This window comes from Chryseobacterium gleum (assembly GCF_900636535.1).
GTDB lineage: Bacteria > Bacteroidota > Bacteroidia > Flavobacteriales > Weeksellaceae > Chryseobacterium > Chryseobacterium gleum.
Genome location: NZ_LR134289.1, coordinates 3,395,849 through 3,412,793, shown reverse-complemented (window position 1 = coordinate 3,412,793; position 16,945 = coordinate 3,395,849). Strand labels below are relative to the sequence as shown.

At 35.5% G+C, this 16,945-nt stretch carries 21 protein-coding genes; 3 read left to right on the top strand and 18 right to left on the bottom strand.

Annotated elements, in window-relative coordinates; translation table 11 throughout:
• Window positions 1-42 precede the first annotated feature (42 nt).
• From EL165_RS15485 to mraZ, 5 genes are all read right to left on the bottom strand, one after another.
• On the bottom strand, window positions 43-1,503 hold the full coding sequence (locus EL165_RS15485) for a UDP-N-acetylmuramoyl-L-alanyl-D-glutamate--2,6-diaminopimelate ligase (RefSeq protein WP_002981892.1): 1,461 nt from the start codon (window positions 1,501-1,503) through the stop codon (window positions 43-45).
• Between the two features lie 57 nt (window positions 1,504-1,560).
• Window positions 1,561-3,552, bottom strand: a complete 1,992-nt coding sequence (locus EL165_RS15480; RefSeq protein ID WP_002981891.1) for a penicillin-binding transpeptidase domain-containing protein — start codon at window positions 3,550-3,552, stop codon at window positions 1,561-1,563.
• A complete protein-coding gene (locus EL165_RS15475) occupies window positions 3,536-3,901 on the bottom strand; it encodes an FtsL-like putative cell division protein (RefSeq protein WP_002981890.1) in 366 nt (121 codons plus the stop codon). Before EL165_RS15475 ends, EL165_RS15480 begins: the two co-directional genes overlap by 17 nt.
• Window positions 3,902-3,967: 66 nt before the next feature.
• Window positions 3,968-4,861 (bottom strand): 16S rRNA (cytosine(1402)-N(4))-methyltransferase RsmH, encoded by an 894-nt coding sequence (rsmH, locus tag EL165_RS15470; RefSeq protein ID WP_002981889.1) that lies wholly within the window; start codon window positions 4,859-4,861, stop codon window positions 3,968-3,970.
• 49 nt (window positions 4,862-4,910) lie between these two features.
• Window positions 4,911-5,369, bottom strand: coding sequence for a division/cell wall cluster transcriptional repressor MraZ (gene mraZ / locus EL165_RS15465; protein WP_041461948.1), 459 nt, complete (start codon window positions 5,367-5,369; stop codon window positions 4,911-4,913).
• Between the two features lie 272 nt (window positions 5,370-5,641).
• On the opposite strand from mraZ, the gene EL165_RS15460 reads away from it, so the two are divergent.
• From EL165_RS15460 to EL165_RS15450, 3 genes are all read left to right on the top strand, one after another.
• Window positions 5,642-6,403, top strand: coding sequence for an alpha/beta fold hydrolase (locus tag EL165_RS15460; protein ID WP_002981887.1), 762 nt, complete (start codon window positions 5,642-5,644; stop codon window positions 6,401-6,403).
• A gap of 62 nt (window positions 6,404-6,465) precedes the next feature.
• Window positions 6,466-7,089 (top strand): ribosome biogenesis GTP-binding protein YihA/YsxC, encoded by a 624-nt coding sequence (yihA, locus tag EL165_RS15455; protein WP_041461990.1) that lies wholly within the window; start codon window positions 6,466-6,468, stop codon window positions 7,087-7,089.
• Window positions 7,082-7,531 carry a GNAT family N-acetyltransferase gene (locus EL165_RS15450; protein WP_002981882.1) on the top strand — a complete coding sequence of 150 codons (450 nt, stop codon included), beginning with the start codon at window positions 7,082-7,084 and terminating at the stop codon, window positions 7,529-7,531. Before yihA ends, EL165_RS15450 begins: the two co-directional genes overlap by 8 nt.
• Before the next feature lie 63 nt (window positions 7,532-7,594).
• Here the strand turns inward: EL165_RS15450 and EL165_RS15445 are convergent, their stop codons facing one another.
• The 13 genes from EL165_RS15445 to EL165_RS15390 all read right to left on the bottom strand — a co-directional run bounded on the left by EL165_RS15445 (window position 7,595) and on the right by EL165_RS15390 (window position 16,919).
• Window positions 7,595-8,494, bottom strand: a complete 900-nt coding sequence (locus tag EL165_RS15445; protein ID WP_002981880.1) for a hypothetical protein — start codon at window positions 8,492-8,494, stop codon at window positions 7,595-7,597.
• Window positions 8,495-8,504: 10 nt separating this feature from the next.
• Entirely contained in the window at window positions 8,505-9,845 is a 1,341-nt protein-coding gene (locus tag EL165_RS15440; protein WP_002981878.1) for a hypothetical protein, read from the bottom strand.
• Window positions 9,846-9,850: 5 nt separating this feature from the next.
• A complete protein-coding gene (locus EL165_RS15435) occupies window positions 9,851-10,258 on the bottom strand; it encodes a hypothetical protein (RefSeq protein WP_002981877.1) in 408 nt (135 codons plus the stop codon).
• A gap of 5 nt (window positions 10,259-10,263) precedes the next feature.
• On the bottom strand, window positions 10,264-10,671 hold the full coding sequence (locus EL165_RS15430) for a DUF6804 family protein (protein ID WP_002981876.1): 408 nt from the start codon (window positions 10,669-10,671) through the stop codon (window positions 10,264-10,266).
• An 8-nt stretch (window positions 10,672-10,679) separates the two neighbouring features.
• The gene (locus EL165_RS15425; RefSeq protein ID WP_002981875.1) at window positions 10,680-10,895 is read right to left on the bottom strand and encodes a TM2 domain-containing protein; all 216 of its coding nucleotides are present in this window, start codon (window positions 10,893-10,895) and stop codon (window positions 10,680-10,682) included.
• Between the two features lie 3 nt (window positions 10,896-10,898).
• Window positions 10,899-11,525: a PH domain-containing protein gene (locus tag EL165_RS15420; RefSeq protein WP_002981874.1), complete on the bottom strand. Its 627-nt coding sequence runs from the start codon at window positions 11,523-11,525 to the stop codon at window positions 10,899-10,901.
• Between the two features lie 17 nt (window positions 11,526-11,542).
• Window positions 11,543-12,052, bottom strand: coding sequence for an SH3 domain-containing protein (locus EL165_RS15415; RefSeq protein WP_002981873.1), 510 nt, complete (start codon window positions 12,050-12,052; stop codon window positions 11,543-11,545).
• A gap of 12 nt (window positions 12,053-12,064) precedes the next feature.
• Window positions 12,065-13,135 (bottom strand): type I restriction endonuclease, encoded by a 1,071-nt coding sequence (locus EL165_RS15410; protein ID WP_002981872.1) that lies wholly within the window; start codon window positions 13,133-13,135, stop codon window positions 12,065-12,067.
• Window positions 13,136-13,140: 5 nt separating this feature from the next.
• Window positions 13,141-13,479 (bottom strand): YegP family protein, encoded by a 339-nt coding sequence (locus tag EL165_RS15405; RefSeq protein WP_002981871.1) that lies wholly within the window; start codon window positions 13,477-13,479, stop codon window positions 13,141-13,143.
• Window positions 13,480-13,546: 67 nt separating this feature from the next.
• On the bottom strand, window positions 13,547-13,717 hold the full coding sequence (locus tag EL165_RS25880; protein WP_002981870.1) for a hypothetical protein: 171 nt from the start codon (window positions 13,715-13,717) through the stop codon (window positions 13,547-13,549).
• Window positions 13,718-13,854: 137 nt separating this feature from the next.
• Window positions 13,855-14,520 carry a response regulator gene (locus EL165_RS15400; RefSeq protein WP_002981869.1) on the bottom strand — a complete coding sequence of 222 codons (666 nt, stop codon included), beginning with the start codon at window positions 14,518-14,520 and terminating at the stop codon, window positions 13,855-13,857.
• Window positions 14,521-14,635: 115 nt separating this feature from the next.
• Window positions 14,636-15,298, bottom strand: coding sequence for a DUF5932 domain-containing protein (locus tag EL165_RS15395; protein WP_002981868.1), 663 nt, complete (start codon window positions 15,296-15,298; stop codon window positions 14,636-14,638).
• 10 nt (window positions 15,299-15,308) lie between these two features.
• Window positions 15,309-16,919 (bottom strand): sensor histidine kinase, encoded by a 1,611-nt coding sequence (locus EL165_RS15390; protein WP_050791160.1) that lies wholly within the window; start codon window positions 16,917-16,919, stop codon window positions 15,309-15,311.
• Window positions 16,920-16,945: the final 26 nt, after the last annotated feature.

The following is a 16,945-nucleotide window of genomic DNA, read 5'->3' as shown; positions in this document are numbered from 1 at the left end:
ATGAATGATTGAATAATTATTCTCTCAGTTATCACTTGTAATTTATTTGCTCATTAATTTCCAGAGCTCATTAATTACTTCTTTGTCATCAAAATGATGTTTCACACCATTAATCTCCTGATAGGTTTCGTGGCCTTTTCCGGCAACTAAAACGATATCTTTAGGCTCAGCAAATTTTATCGCCATTTTTATGGCTTCTTTTCTGTCCGGAATTGAAGTGTATTTGCTGAAGTTCTGTGGCTCAACACCCGCTTCAATTTCTTTGATAATCTGCGTAGGATCTTCTGTTCTTGGGTTGTCTGAAGTGATGATTGCCAAGGTTGATTTTTTAGTGGCAATATTTCCCATTTCAGGTCTTTTGGAGTGATCTCTGTCTCCTCCGCAGCCGAACACGGTGATTAATCTTTCGTTCTTGGTTCTGATATCGTTGATGCTGTCCAGAATGTTTTCCAATGCATCCGGAGTATGTGCATAATCTACGATAAAGAAAATTCCACCATCGGATTTGAAGGTTTCAAATCTTCCGGAAACTCTTTTTAACTTGCTGATAGCCTGAAGAATTTCATCCTGTTCAAAACCTAGTTCAGCAGCAATTCCAAAGACAAGAAGTAAGTTGTATACATTGAATTTCCCGGTCAATGTCGTCCAGAATTCTTTTCCGTTGAAGTTCAGCAGCATTCCGTTGAAATCAACTTCCAATAATTTTCCGTGATAATCTGCCATGGTTTTCAGAGCGTAAGACTTTTTTTTAGCCTTGGTATTCTGAAGCATGACATTGCCGTTCTTATCATCCACATTGGTGATGGCAATAGCTGTATCTTCTAATTCGTCAAAGAATCTTTTTTTCGTTTTTAAATATTCTTCGAATGTTTTATGATAGTCTAAATGATCATGGGTAAGGTTGGTAAAGCCTGCTATTTTGAAGTGCAATCCTTCAATTCTGTTCTGAGCAATCCCATGTGAGCTTACTTCCATGAAAGCAAATTCACATCCTTTTTCTACGGCTTCAGCTAAAATCCTGTTGATGGTAATCACGTCAGGCGTAGTGTGGGTAGCCGGTATAATTTCTTCACCAATTCTGATTTCAACAGTAGAAAGTAACGCAGCAGGATAACCCAGATTTTTGAAAACATCAAAAAGAAGGGTGGAAACAGAAGTTTTTCCATTGGTTCCCGTAACTCCTATCAGCTTCAGTTTCTGAGAAGGGTTTCCATAGTAATTGGAAGCGAGATATCCTAAGGCTTTAGACGAATCTTTTACCAGGATGTATGTTACATTTTCTGCCAATGTTTCAGGGAGTTCTTCGCAAACAACTGCTGCAGCTCCTTTTTCAATAGCAGATGTGATGAATGAGTGACCATCCACTACTGTTCCTCTCATTGCAACATATAGAGAGTCTTCTGTAACTTTTCTGCTGTCGATCACCAATTCAGTAATTTCACGGCTGTTATCTCCGTGAATTTCCAGTACTGGGATTCTGTTTACTAATTCTGTTATAATCATCTTTATCAATAAGGCTTTGCCTTATTTTGTTTTAAATTGCCCTTCCGGACTTGTTTCTTAATTCTGCAGAGATAAATAAATTCTCTGGTTCTTACTGATCGTTGTGCCTTCCAGAGGGAATTGTTCTTTTATTCTTCCTACTCCTTTATAGTCGACACGATAGCCTAAGTTTTCCAATTGCGGGATCACATTTTTCCCGATTAATCCTACTACATTAGGCATCTGTTTATCATTTACTGCTATTTTTACATTAGGCTCAACCATTTTACTCAGGTTTACCTTTTTGTCTACCAGCATTTCTTTTTCAATATTCTGCGGAGTTTTCAGGAATGTCTTTCCTGCAATTTCCTTAAACACCGGTGCTGAAACCGATCCTCCGTAAAAGCCTTTTGCCGTATTCGGCTCACTGATCATTACATAACAGGTGTATTTTGGAGCGTCTGCCGGATAGAAGCCTGCGAATGAGGCACGGTACTTCATAGGGCCGGGCAGCCAGTATTCAAATCTTGCGGTTCCTGTTTTTCCTGCCATTTTCAGGTTAGGCGTAAAAATGCTTCGTCCTGTTCCTTTTTCTACAGCTTTTGTTAAAGCACTGGTCATCATTTTAATAGCTTTTTCAGAAGCCATTTTATTTACCATTACTTCAGGTTTTGCACTGTACATCACTTTTCCGTCTTTCATGATTTTATCAATGAATAAAGGCTTAAGCATTTTTCCCCCGTTAGCTACCCCATTATAAAATGTTGTTAATTGAAGCAGGTTGATATTGGAAGAATATCCGTATGATATAGAAGCAAGCGTTGCTGCATTCCATCTTTTGTTTTCCGGAGTAACAATTTTTGGTTTTGTAATACCCGGAAGTTCAATGTCCATTTTGTCGAATAATTTCCAGCGTTTCAGGTGATCAAGGAAAATCTGTGGTTTTTCAGCATAGTACTTTGTGATCAGTTTGGCAGTACCTACATTACTGGACTTCGCCAGTACATCACTGATATCGTATGTTCCACCTCCGTGGCCATCGGAAATTCTCTGTTTTGCATATACCCAAACGCCGTTTCCAACATTTACAGTTGTGTTTTCATCAATAAATCCATCATCCATTGCTGCCAGCAGAGAAATGGTTTTAAAGGTGGATCCGGGCTCGATATTGTCTTTTAGTGCATAGTTGTAAGAATCTTCATAATCGCCGGATTCTGTCCTTCTTAAATTAACAAGAGCACGTACTTTTCCAGTTTCAACCTCCATGACGATTACGGTGCCATGTTTTGCTTCGAAATTAATTAACTGCTTCTCAAGAGCAGAGTGCGCAATATCCTGAATTCTAAGGTCTAAAGTGGTATAAACATCTTCACCATCTACAGGTTCCTGAACTTTCCAGAAATCAATCGGTTTCCACTGGGAAGAGTTAATTCTTTGTTCCAGTCTTTTTCCGTCAGTACCTGTCAGATATTTTGAAAAAGCGCCTTCCAGTCCGGATTTAAGTTCTCCGTTATCCATACCGATGGTACCGGCTCCGATTTCTGAGGTAGCCAATTCTCTTTTATAGTTTCTGTCAACGATAAATCCTCCTTTGTTTTTACCTCTTTTGAAGATCGGGAACTTTCTGATTCTGTCATACTGGTCAAAGTCAAGCCCTTTTACCAAAGTGTAGTACTGATTTTTCTTTTTTTTCTGCTCATCAAACTTCTGTCTGAATTCACTTCTCGGTTTCCCGAACATTTTACTCAGGGAATCAGTCAATGCTCCGATGTTGTTGGAATACACCGTATCTTTCATCGTTTTGAAGTCAAGATAGATGTCATAACGCATTACAGTTGTAGCGAGGATAGAACCGTCGGAAGCAAAAAGATTACCGCGGGCAGCCTTTAAAGTGGCTTCACGATAGTTTTTATTAATGTAATCATCTTTAATTTCCTGGACATTGGTATTCTGAAGGATCACAATCCTTGCCAAGAACATAACAAACACGCACAAAGCTACCACTGCAAAGAGGTAGCCCCATCGTAACGTTTTTTTACGTTTATTGTCGTATTCATTTTGCTTTTGCATCTGTACTGTCCAGTTTTATTAGCAATTTGTGAGGGTGGTTTTCCAGGGTCATCAATGAATCCCGTGCTACCTCTTTCCCCAGCTCTGATTCCATTTTTACTTTGATCAGCTTACTTTGAGCGTAAGCATTTCTCGATTTATATTCTTCTGTTTCTTCCTTTAAGGCGTTTACAATTTTAATTTTTTTATTGACGAGATGGTTGGTATAAATCATGGCCATCATCAGAACAAACAGCAGGAGAAAATACTTGTAATGTATTTTGATCTCATCACGGTTCAGAAAGTTTCCTTTTATAATGTCTATAAAAGTGAGTCTTTTCTGGGGGCGATTTGTTGTTCTTTTTGCCAAAGTTTTTTTTATAATTGATTAATGATAAAAGATAATTGATATCACTTATCATTTATAATTTATCGTTTATACTTTAATTCCTGTTCTCATCTTGGCACTTCTTGCTCGCGAGTTTTCTTCGATCTCTTTGTCATCAGGGATGATTGCTTTACTCTTGACCAATTCGAATGCCTTTTTATAATTTCCGTAGATATCTCTTTCCGGTTCTCCCTCGAACATTCCGTTTTTCAGGAATCTCTTTACCAAACGGTCTTCCAGGGAATGGTAAGAAATAACGACTAATCTTCCTTCCGGTTTCAAAACATTGTAAGCCTGAACCAGCATTTCTTTCAATACTTCAAGTTCCTGATTCACTTCAATTCTTATTGCCTGAAAAAGCTGTGCATAGAATTTATTAACCTTGTGAGGCGGAATGTAGCTGAACAATTTTTTCAGATCTTCCGTAGTTTCTATACTTTTTGTTTTTCTGTGATGTACAATTTCTCTCGCCAGCTTTCTTGCTTCTCTTAATTCTCCATAGTGATAAAAAAGATCGGCAAGCTCTTCTTCTTCATATTCGTTGATTACTCTTTTGGCATCAAGATTCTGCATCACATTCATTCTCATATCCAAAGGAGCATTACTTCTTGTTGAAAAACCTCTGTCTGCCTCATCAAACTGATGAGAAGACACCCCTAAGTCTGCCAAAATGCCGTCTACCTGTGAAACGCCATACATCAGCAATGAGTTTTCAAGGAATCTGAAATTCTGATTAACCAATGTAAAACGTGGATCATCAATTGTATTTTTAAGTGCATCCAGGTCCTGATCAAAACTGAACAATCTTCCTTTATCGGAAAGCCGGCTCAGGATTTCTCTTGAATGGCCTCCTCCTCCAAAGGTGCAGTCCACGTATATTCCGTCAGGATTCGTCACCAAATCATCAACACTCTGCTTCAACAAAACGGGGTTATGATACATGCTTAATTGTGTTTTTTATTTAATACTATCAATTAATAATCTACTGCAGTTATTCTTCGTCGAAAGAACCCATCACATCTTCAGCAAGGCTTGCAAAATCAGCTTCGTTGGTTGCAATCACCTTTTCATAGGCGTCTTTATCCCAAATCTCAAAGAGTTCTCCTGCGCTGGTAATCACAATATCTTTCTGAAGATTTGCAAAAACCGTAAGGTCTTTTGAGATCTGTAGTCTTCCTGCATTATCCAGTTCTACTGTTTTTACTCCTGCCGTAAACATTCGTATGAAATCAGCATTCTTTTTTATGAACCTGTTCAGTTTATTAATTTTACCCATCAGTTTGTCCCATGCATTCATAGGATAAACTTCCAGACAAGGTTGGAACACAGATCTTTTGACTACAAACGCCTTATCGTCGAAGTTTTCCATCTGTTTGATTAAAGATGAAGGAACTTTTAAGCGGCCTTTGTCGTCAATTTTACACTCATATGTTCCAATGAAATTTTTCATTTGGGACAAATTTATATAATAATTTCCAAAATTTCCCACTTTTTCCCACTTTTTGACTCAATGTTAATAAGTTTTATTAAAGATTGAATTTCAATAATGTAAAATACTGATATGAAGAGACTTGTTGAAAGTGTTATTTACGCCATAATAAAGCGGTTTTGAAAAAAAAAGTTAAAAAGGAGAATATTATATTATTTTTATCTTAAATTAGGATAATCAAAATTTTTTTGAGGTTTAATTTGTATTTTTGCAGGGCTTTATTAAGGCGTTTTATGATATTTAGTACAAAAAAAGAAAAGAAATATTCCTATATAGAAGCAGGAGAAGGACATCCATTAGTGCTGTTGCACGGGTTAATGGGTGGTTTGAGTAATTTCGATAAAATGGTAGATTTTTTTTCGGAAAAAGGGTTTAAGGTCTATGTGCCTCAGTTGCCCATCTATGATCTGCCGGTACTCAATACGAATCTTACCACTATCGCAAAATATATTATCAAGTTTATAGAAAGTCATATTTCAGGACCTGTAACCATTGTAGGAAACTCAATGGGAGGTCATGTAGGGCTTATTCTAACTCTGGCAAGACCTGATCTGGTAAAAAACCTGGTTCTTACCGGAAGTTCCGGATTGTATGAAAGAACTTTCGGGGACAGCTTTCCAAGGAAAAATGACCGGTCTTATATCAGAAAGAAAACCGAAGAAGTTTTCTATGATCCAAAGATTGCAACAGAAGATCTTGTAGATGAAGTTTTTGGAGTGGTAAATGACAGAATGAAGGGTATAAAAACAGTAATGCTGGCAAGAAGTGCCATCAAACATAACATGCTGAATGACCTTCCGAAAATTATGACACCAACCTGTCTGATATGGGGTAAACAGGATAATGTAACTCCGCCGGAAGTAGCAGAAGATATGCACAAGTTCATTCCTAATTCAGATTTGTTCTGGATAGATAAATGCGGTCATGCTGCCATGATGGAAAAGCCGGATGAATTCAATGAGATCCTGTACAACTGGATAAAAGATAAAGTTTAAAACATATAAATGACCATTAAGAGCTTTTCTTAATGGTTTATTTTTCTAAAATACATTCAAAAATGATTATCAAGACAGCAGAGTTTGTAAAGAGTAGCGGAAAATGGCAGGAATGTCCTGAACCTAATATTCCCGAGTATGCTTTTATCGGAAGGTCTAATGTAGGAAAGTCATCACTCATCAATGCGATGATGAATCATAAAGATCTTGCCAAAACATCACAGACACCCGGAAAAACCCAGCTGATCAATCATTTTTTAGTGAATGAAAACTGGTATCTTACCGATTTACCCGGATATGGATATGCAAAGGTTTCAAAAGTACAGCGAAAGGATTTTGAAAAACTGATCACCAATTATATTCTGAACAGAAGGAATCTGGTCAATCTTTTTGTCTTGGTAGATGTGAGACATACTCCACAGAAAATTGATCTGGAATTCATCCAATGGTGTGGAGAAAGCGGAATACCATTCTCAATTGTGTTTACAAAAGCTGATAAGCTGAAACCGAATGCCGTAATCAAAAATGTTGAGGATTATAAGGCAGAGCTTCACAAAACGTGGGAAGATCTCCCTGAGTTGTATATTACCTCAGCAGAAAAGAAAGAAGGAGGAGATAAGATTCTTGATTTTATTCAAAAAACCAATGAGTTTTTAACCCATAATAATATAAGCTTTGATGAGTAATATTGTCTGGAAAATCAAAACATTTGATGAGTTTACTGTTCCGGAGCTGTATGCCGTACTGAAAGCACGTATTGATGTTTTTGTTATTGAACAGAACTGCCCTTATCCTGATCTGGATAATTATGACCAGAAAGCAGTCCATATCTGGGCAGAAGAAGGCGGGCAGGTTTTAGCCTACTGCCGTATTTTTGATAAAGGTATAAAGTACGATGAAACTTCTATTGGCAGAGTTCTTACCACAGAGCTGGCAAGAGGAAAAAGTCTTGGAAAACAACTGATACAATATGCTGTAGAAACTATAGAAAACCGTTTCCATACTTCTGAAATCAGAATTTCAGCACAGGATTATCTGTTAAAATTTTACAGCGGATTCGGGTTTGAAGACACCGGAAAGAAATATCTGGAAGATGATATTCCGCATACGGAAATGATAAGAAAATAGAGAAAAAGCGAAGAATACATTTCTTCGCTTTTTTTGAATAATTAATATATTGAGTGTGTTTTTTTATTTCCCTGAAATCGATTTTAAGATAATGGGCTCCAGGTTGGAAGGCAGATCTGTGGATTTAATCTGATAATTTTTAATTTTCATCTCTATGAACCAGTTTTCCCAGTATTCTTTAATAACAGCTTCTTCGAATGGGTTTCCTTTTTCCGGGTTAATTCCTAAAACGATAACCTCAAGGTTACTCAGATTTTCATTTGCTTTTACAAAACCATAGCCATTTTTTTCAATGGTATCTTTAAAACTGGATGTTGTCAGGTTATTGGCTTTTATAAGTTTCGTTGTTAAATAGGAGGTTCTGTATGAATTTTCATTTTTTTCTTCAAACTTCGTGTTTTGATGATACATATACCCGTCGGTTAAAATGAAAAGGATGTTTCTGCGATCATCTTTTATACAGTAATCTTTGACTTTGTTTTTAAAGAATTCCCAGATGTCGGACCCGACATATTTTCCATCTTTAATTGCTGAATTATAAATTTTTAAAGGTAACTCAGAATATTTTTTATCAACAGAATCAAAATAATTTCTTGGAGTATCTTTATTGAAAGAAACTTTTAATTCTTTGGTAAGGTCATTCATTTTCGGATCTGAAGGTTCCGGATTGAAGAAAACCTGCATCTGATCGTCATAGGTGATGATTCTTTTTGATTTAATATGATTTAAAAATCCTTTTTCAATGGCTTTGATATACTCTGTGTCCCGTTGATAATATTCCATTGTAGAATTTGGGTTTGTATTAGGATCAATTCTATCGGATAAATCAATCAAAATACTGACATTGATATTGTTTGGGTCAGCCACAGCAGAATCTTTCTTTCCAGTGTTTGTTCCATCGTCTTTGTTTTTACAGCAAGAAGCCAAAGAAATGAACAATAATAAATAAAATATTTTTTTCATAATCTGCGCGTTATAAAGATGATAAATACACTAAATTTTGGTTGTCGGAATTAGCGCCTACAGTTTCCAAGCTGGTATTATAGGTGGCAATGCAGTCTTCAATCATTGTTTGTTTTTCCGTTCTTGACACTGCTATTTTTTCACCGATAAAAGTGATCCAGCCCTGCACGTATTCCGAGGCATATAGTTTGTAATCCTTGGTGGGAATAATTACGCCGTCAATAATATTCTGAAGCTCTTCGATTCTGCCCCGGGTTTTAATAACAGTTTCTTTTATCATTCCAATGTTGGAAAGGATTTCTTCTATTTCTTTTTTTAAAATATTGACTTTATCCTGAAAGAATTCAATTCTCTTTTGCCTGATTTCCTGTTCATTTTTAATCTTATCTTTTTCACGGTGTTCTTTCATTACAAAGTCAAAAACCAACCCCCAGATAATGTATACAATAAATCCCGCGAAAATTATTCCCCAAAACTGAATTTTGGTAAAAGCAATTTTAATATCAAAGGGTGGAGATTCAAAAGTTTTGTTTAATTCATACAATTTTGACTCAATTTCGTAGGCTAAAATGCAGTCGAAAATAAATGTCACGATAAATAATAAACCAAGCTTGATATAGTTGGCTCTCGTTTTATTCTCCCAGAACATGTGAATTAAGTAACCCAATCCTAGGAATACAAAGGGAATCAAGGTGACAAATGCTCCTTCAATAACTCCTTCGTTCCATGCTTTGCTGAAAGCCTGTGCATCTAAAACACTTTGGATAATTGTACTTTTTGCATCAAAACTTTTGAAAAAAGCCGAGTAAGAAGTTGAGATATAGAAAGTTCCTAAATATAAGGTGATGGGAATCAAAAGAAAAAGTCCGATCCAGAATTTTGCTGAAGCTCCTCTTGTCGCTTTTATATTATATTTTTCCGGGTTTCTGGGAAGATCAAGGATCTCAGCTTTTAATGTTTCAATGGTATGCTGATGATTCTCAATTTCTATGCTCTTGCTTTGTAATTGTTCTTCTTTGGTCTCCTGTGAAACGAATAAAGCTTTGATTTCAGTTTCCCGGTTTTTCTGTTCGTTTACATAAGATTCTTTAAGATTCTTCTGTTTTTCAACCATTTCTTTTTCTTCATTCTGAAATTTTGAATAAACGGCATCCAAACATATAGATAGGGTCGAGTGATTTCCGTTGGTTCGCGAGCTATCTCTGTAGCCCGATTCGTGGTAGGTCCTTTTTCGGGTTTCTTCGAAAGATTCATCACCCGGAATGACATCACTTTTAGCAAGCTGTTCCTGTTGTGGTTCTATCGGAACGGATTTTAGTTTAAATAAATTTTTTATACTGGTGGTATCCATGATGATTAGTTTTTTAATTCATATAAAATTTCGCTTTTGTTCTTGCCGATTTTTATAGCTTCAATGAGGTAATCTACAATAGCTGTTGTATTTTCTTCCAGAAAACCAAACATCAGAACATACTTTTGCATGGCAGAGTATTCATTCGGAGAAATGATTCCATCAGCCCAGATCATGACAGTGAGATCATATAAATAATCTACTTTTTCTTCGATCGTTTGGGGTACCAATGACTTTAAATTGATCGGATTTAAAAGGATCTCATCTAAATTTTTTGATGAAATTCCTCTTTCTTCTGCACATTTGTAGAGCATTTTTAATTCTAAAGCACTGAAATCGTCATCACATATTGCCATTTGATAGAGTCTTAGAAAATGAGCTTTGAGGCTTTCTGTTATTTGATTGTTTTCCATGATGGTTACTCTTGTTTTGTTGTTTTAGGATTAATAATTCTGTCTCTGGAAACAGTTCTTTGGTGTATGGCAGGTAAGTGCTCTGAGGTTTCTTCGATAATTTCTTCCTCTTCTTCTTTTTTTTGTTCTTTTCTTTCTATGAAATTGATCAGCAGAAATAAAATTCCCGTTATAATATCAATTGGGATCCAAATGTTTTTCCGATACAGATAAATTGGGAAAACGGGATTGAAAAGAATGAGAATGATTAGAAATAGTATACTGAAATAATGTTGTCTAGAGCTCAGCGTATTGTATAAAACCAATAAAGCTCCAATGGAAATAATAATTCTAAGAAAAGTATAATATTCTATAGGAAGTTTGAAAATACCAGCAAAACAACATAACGCACAGATGGTGAGAAATGGTTTCATGATGCTGTTTAAAATCCTGTGTTAAAATTATATTTACAATTAAAACGGTTTTCAGACATAAAAATAAGTACGAAGAAATCAAAAAATGCAACTAATGCGGGAATGAATGTCCAGCAAAATACAAGATAAAGTATTCCCACACCATTCTGACCTAAGTAGAATCTGTGAATGCCTAATCCTCCCAGGAAAAAAGCAAGTAATGCGGCGGTAGATTTTGATTTCATAATTTAAACTCTTGATAAAATTTCGTTCTTTTTTATTTCAAATTCTTCGGGAGAGATTATTCCGTTCTCTTTTAAGTCTTTCAGCTTCTGCAATAAGGCAAAAGGATCTTCATTTTCTATTAGCAGTGGCTTTTTTTCTTCCTGAAATGGTTGAGGTTGCGTGATGATAGGGGTCGCATTGTTTACAGTAACCCCTCCTGCGGAAGCCCTCAAAGTTTCAAGATTTTTTTCTCTTCTTACACCGCGCATTCTTTCTTCTACTTCCTGTGCAAACTGATATAGCTTTCTGGCTTGATTTTTAGGCAGATAATCCATCATATTAGTATAATTTTTTGTTGTTCTCATTGTAAAAGTAGAGCCAACAATTCCTTCTTTGATATGACAATCAGCGATGTCTACCCAGTTATAATCCTGAAAATCCATGGATAACCCAAAGGTTTTCGGCCTGCAGAAAATAATTCTTCTGTTGGTTAGAGCAATACAATCAGGAGATAAATTGATCACAGGTTTCTTCTGAACAGCTATATATTCTACAAATTCTTGTGAGGTAAGTAAACTGTTGATTCTTCCTAACAGCTTTTCAACAGCTTGAGGATCCTGTTCTTCATTTAAAAATTTTTTTAAGTTCATGTTATTTTGTTTTTTGATTATTTGACATCTTTATTGAAAACATATCCTATTTTTCTACTTGATTTAACCTGTACTTTATACCATGATCCTTCCTTTGAGAGCTGTGTTAGTTTGGTATCTTTAGGAACTGTTGTTATTACTTTAGATTTAAAAGTCGGTTTTTCATAAACATTTGTTGTTGAAATGCCTGCAATGTATCTGTTGTTAGAGTTAAGATTGATGTTTACCTTATCAATAAATACTTTTGGAGGTTTACCAGTGTGGGGCTTTGAAGATTTGTAGGAATCCGAAGATTTATCTTTTTTAGACTTGCTTTTTGAAGAGCTCCTCTCGGAATATCCACCACGGCAGACTCCACAGACTCCTCCGCTGCTGCAGTGTCCGCAGCCTGAGCAATTTGAACAGGCCGTACAATTGGCGGAACCGGTACATCTCCCACCGTATCCTACATTGTCATTGGCTTTAAAACAAGAAATTAATGGAAATAAAGTGAAGATCAGTAATATGAATGGAATTAGTTTTTTCATGGCTATTAATTTTTATCCATAGTTTTCCAGCGTCAGATGAAGCTGATTTCTGTAATTATAAATTTCATCAAGGGTATTCAATAAAATCTTTTCTCCTGCTTCTTTTCCGTTGTGGAAAGTTTCCAGGTATTTATTTGTTGTATTGAAGTGTAATCTGCAAAGTGGTTTTCTGTTATTGTCATCTAATAAAATCCCGAAATAGGATAAAGTATCCCGATAGGCAATTCTTGAAGAAGGAATTTTCTCTCTCAAAATGGCTTTTACAATCTGAAACCCTTCCAGCTCTTCTTCTGTGGTGATAATTTTAGAGTCATTATTTTGATCAATAGATTGTGATGATTTTACATCATCTTCTTTTTTCTCTATCTGTTCATTAATACTCAATGCGGACTTTAACCGGAAACTAATTGATTCATTAATAGAAGTAGTTAATGCTTTTTTAGCATACTCTTTAAAAGAAATCATTCTGTTGGCTGTTAAAGGTTTCTCAAAGAAGAGGTTCACCAGAAGTTTTACCAATTCATCAGATGGATTTTCAATTTCCTTTTCGAATTCCTTTCTGATGGCTTTGATATACTTTAATGCTTCTGCAGAATCAAGTATACTTTCCAGGTTATAATTTTTTTTGGTGAAACTTTCCAGAATTTTGATGGAACTGTCTTTTAAATCTTCAATATTGATGGTGAAAAACGGTTTTTCGTCCATAATATTGGGCTTTTCCAGATCTGTATAAAAGTTGTACACAATTCCATTGGTCAAAACTCCGAATCTCGTTTTCGAAACATGATAATACCTGTGAAGCTGTGAATTATGGGCATCTGCACTTTCCTTCCAGTGTTTGCACTCGATAATGAAGATAGGTTCATCATTATTTTTGATCACATAATCTACCTTTTCTCCTTTTTTTGTTCCGATATCACAAACGTGCTCGGGAACCACTTCTGTGGGATTAAAAATATCATATCCCAGGATTTGTATAAAAGGCATCACGAATGCATTTTTTGTGGCTTCTTCAGTTCCGATCTGGTCTTTAAGCCCCATAACTTTCTGCTGCAATTGCTCCAGTTTAATTTTGAGATCCATAGTGTTTAGTTTTTTAAAGTTTCGTCAATGATTTCAGCTGTCGGGGCATTTGATTTTACAGAAGCAATACCATTTTCCATTCCGGATTTTGTACTATACATCTGGCTGTTCCCTATAATTTCACCGTTTCTTGCTTTTAGAACGAAATAGTCTTTTCCATTTTTTGCAAGTCTTCTGTCATACCTTGAAAGATCCTGAGAATTGACTTTTACAGATTCAATACCTTTCTGGCATGATGCTTTCTGAACATACCCTTCACTGGTTAAAATAATTTCACCGTTTCCGGCTTTCAGATTAAACTGATACTCTTTGTTGATTCTTTGTGTGATTACGAATTTTCCCATGATTATTTTGTTTATTAGATAATCCAGTGATCATTTTTTGTTAATAATCACTGGAAATAATGATTTGTTAAGCGTACTGAATTAATTCCCAAGTAACAGCTTTACCATCATAAGGAGGCATTCTATTTCCTTTTGAAATTGGAGCGGTTGTAGAAGGATTTCCAACGACTTTCCAAACTCCAGATTCAGGACAATTTTCTCCTGTCTTCGCTTTTGTTCCTAATGGTTTTTTTTCCATTGCAAAAATTTTTATTGGTTTAACAGTCCAAAAATATGAGCATTAAATTTTGGTTCGTTACGGGTTTCCGTAAAACGGGCAAAAAATAAAAAACCTTTCAAAAAATTTGAAAGGCTGTATGTAAGATGAATTATATACTATATAATCCCGATGTCCTTGCAGAAGGCTACCAGCTGCTCATTGCTGTTTATTTCAAGGTCTTCCTTCAGACTGTTTAATCTCTTCTCAACGCTGCTCAGGCTGGAGGGTTTAATATTTCTTTCTTCGAGGTGGGCAGGAATGTTTTTTTGCAAGATTCCCTTAGAAAGGAGAGAGACAAGGGTGATATCAAATGTAGAAAACTCATAGCTGTTGAACTTTTTCATATCCTGCTTCAGATCAAAAGATAAATAGTTTTCGCCGATATATACAGATGCAATGGCCTTTTTCAGTTCTTTTGAATCGTTTCTGGCTTTACGGATATATCCGTTGATTTCATAATCTGAAAAAAGATTTTCTATTACACCCGTTTTATGTTCTGCCGAAAATACAATGATTTTCAAATCAGGCTGTATCTCTTTTGCTTTTCTGATGAGTTCTTTTCCGTCTTTAAGGTTTTGTTCATGATGATCTTCTTCATAATACAGATCTGTAATCAACAGGTCATAAGGATATTCTTCCCGTAACGCTTTCTGAATTTTTCCAATAGCATCATCACAGTAATACACATAATCTACGGTGGGAATATTCAGCTCTTCAAGGGTTTTCTGAACAGAAATATTGATGCTTTCATGATCTTCGGCAATTAAAATTTTTTTGAACATGGTTATACGGTTTAATTAAAAAAATGTTTAAGTCCTCAAAAGTATATTCATTTAATTTTTCGTCATTACGGTTTCACGTAAAAGGGACGAAAAAATGATATTTCAGCAAGCCTGATCAGATGAGGCCAATATCTTTGCAGATTACGATCATCTCAATATTATTTTTTGCGCCGAGACTGTCTCTGAGTTCGTTCAGTCTCCTTTCGATAGACCTGATGCCATATGGCATCATTCTTTGTTGTTTCAGAGAAGTGCTTATTTCACTTTGCTTATAGCCTTTAGCTAACAGCTCAAGCAATTTGATATCATACGCATCAAACTCAGAAGAAATATGACGCATTGTATTCAGAATTTCCTGGGGAATTACGGTTTCTCCGTTAAAGATTTTCCGTATTGTGCTTTTCAGATCTTGTCCGTCACGCCTTGCCTTGCTTACAAACCCGTCAATCTGATAGATTTTGTAAAGGTCGTCAATTGTTTTTGCTTTCTTTTCAACAGAAAATACCACTACTTTTAAAGCCGGCTGAACTTTTTTTGCTTCAAGAATAAGTTCCTGTCCGGAACGAAGTTTCTGGGGAATATGGTCTTTTTCAAATGAAAGATCAGCAATAAGCAGATCATATGGGTTTTTCCTTTCCAAAGCTGTTCTGATTCTGCTTAAGGCTTCATCACAATAGGTTACATAATCAAAATCAGGGATATTTAATTCTTTTATTGTATTCAGGACTCCCCGGTTCATGACTTCCTGATCTTCAACGATTAAAACTTTTTTGAACATGGCTGGATGGTTAGGAAACAGGGAATGAAAGATTGACCTTCAGCCCTTTTTCAATTTTCGTGTCAAAAGTAATGGTTCCTTTAATCGCTTCAATGCGGGATGCCGTATTTCGTAAGCCATTTTTATACACAAGGTCTCCCGGAATTCCTATTCCATTGTCTTTGTACTGAATTTCAACGACATTGTTTATTTTTTCAAATTTAACCGCAACATGACTGGCCCGGCTGTGCTTTTTCATATTCACCATCAGCTCACGGACCATTTGGTAAACTTCCTCTTTTACTGTAGGAGAAACGGACTCCCAGATCGCAGGGCTGTTTCCAGCGGTAAAGGTTTTTACGGTATCATTATTAAAAGAAGCAATAAGCTCTGAGACGACTTTGCTGAACTCTTTTTCTTCCCCAATTTTATCATAGGAAATATCCCTGGATTTTTCATATACAAATTCCAGTTCGTCAAGCGCTTTATCCCGGTCGAAGTCTTCCTGGTTTTCAATCTTTGTCATCACCTGGTAGATTCCATTGGCAACCACATCATGAACTTTCTTCGACATTTTGAGTTGCGTGTTTTTTACCTCGATTTCTTTTTCTTGTTTTAATCTTATCTGGCGCTTACGAAACCATACAATAACAATAAGAGCTAAGATTAAGGCCATTAATAATAACAAAATATTAAGTTTTTTTTGTGAGTTGTCAGCCTTTAATCTTTGATTTTCTATTTCTTTCTTTTCGCTATCATATTTTATATAAGCAAATCGATTTCTATTATCATTTTTATAGTTTTGAATACTGTCAGATAAGTTTTTGTAGAGTTTGAAGTTTTTAATTGCATTAGAAGGATTGTCAACTAATGATATCTTTTCTATCGCTTCAAGTCTATCATCAGGACTTTTTATTTTGTTAGCGATATTAAGCATTTGTTGTGCATAGTATAAAGACTTGGTAGGATTACTATCCTGATTTATCTCTGCTAAATGAGAATAGCTTGAATTTGCCCCCCAATTATCTTCATTTTTTAATTTAAGCTTTAATAGTTTTTCAAACTCTGATTGAGCGGGATAGTTTTTATTTTGTAACCATTGAGTATATACAATATTTTCTTGAATCCTGTTTTTTAGATTAATATCCTTTACATTTTTTAGATCTATACTTTGTAATGTTCTCAATGCTGAAGAATATTTCTTTTGCCTATATTCAGAAGCACCTTTGTTATTAAGCATGTCAAATCTGTCCTTTTGAGAAATATTTTTTTCGGAAAGGCCTTTACTATACCATTCTTCAGCAGATGTGTATTCTTTTTGTGCATATTTTATATCTCCAAGTGTACTATATGCAGAATAAAGACTTTCGTCCCCTTCTTTCATAAAGGTGAGAGCATCTACTAATGTGGTTTCAGCACCAAATATATCTCCTGTATATTTTTGAGCTATAGCCTGACATATCAAGCTTTTAGAAATGTTAGATGAATCTCTTACTTTATAATAATAATGTAGGGCTTTTTGAAACTTTTTATAGGCTTCAACATTATCTTTAAGGAGAAGATTGGCACCTTCATCATACAATTTATCTGCCTGAGAAACATTATGAATTGCTTGTTTCTTTTCACAAGCAACAAAAAACATCAGAATAAGTAATAGATATCGTATCA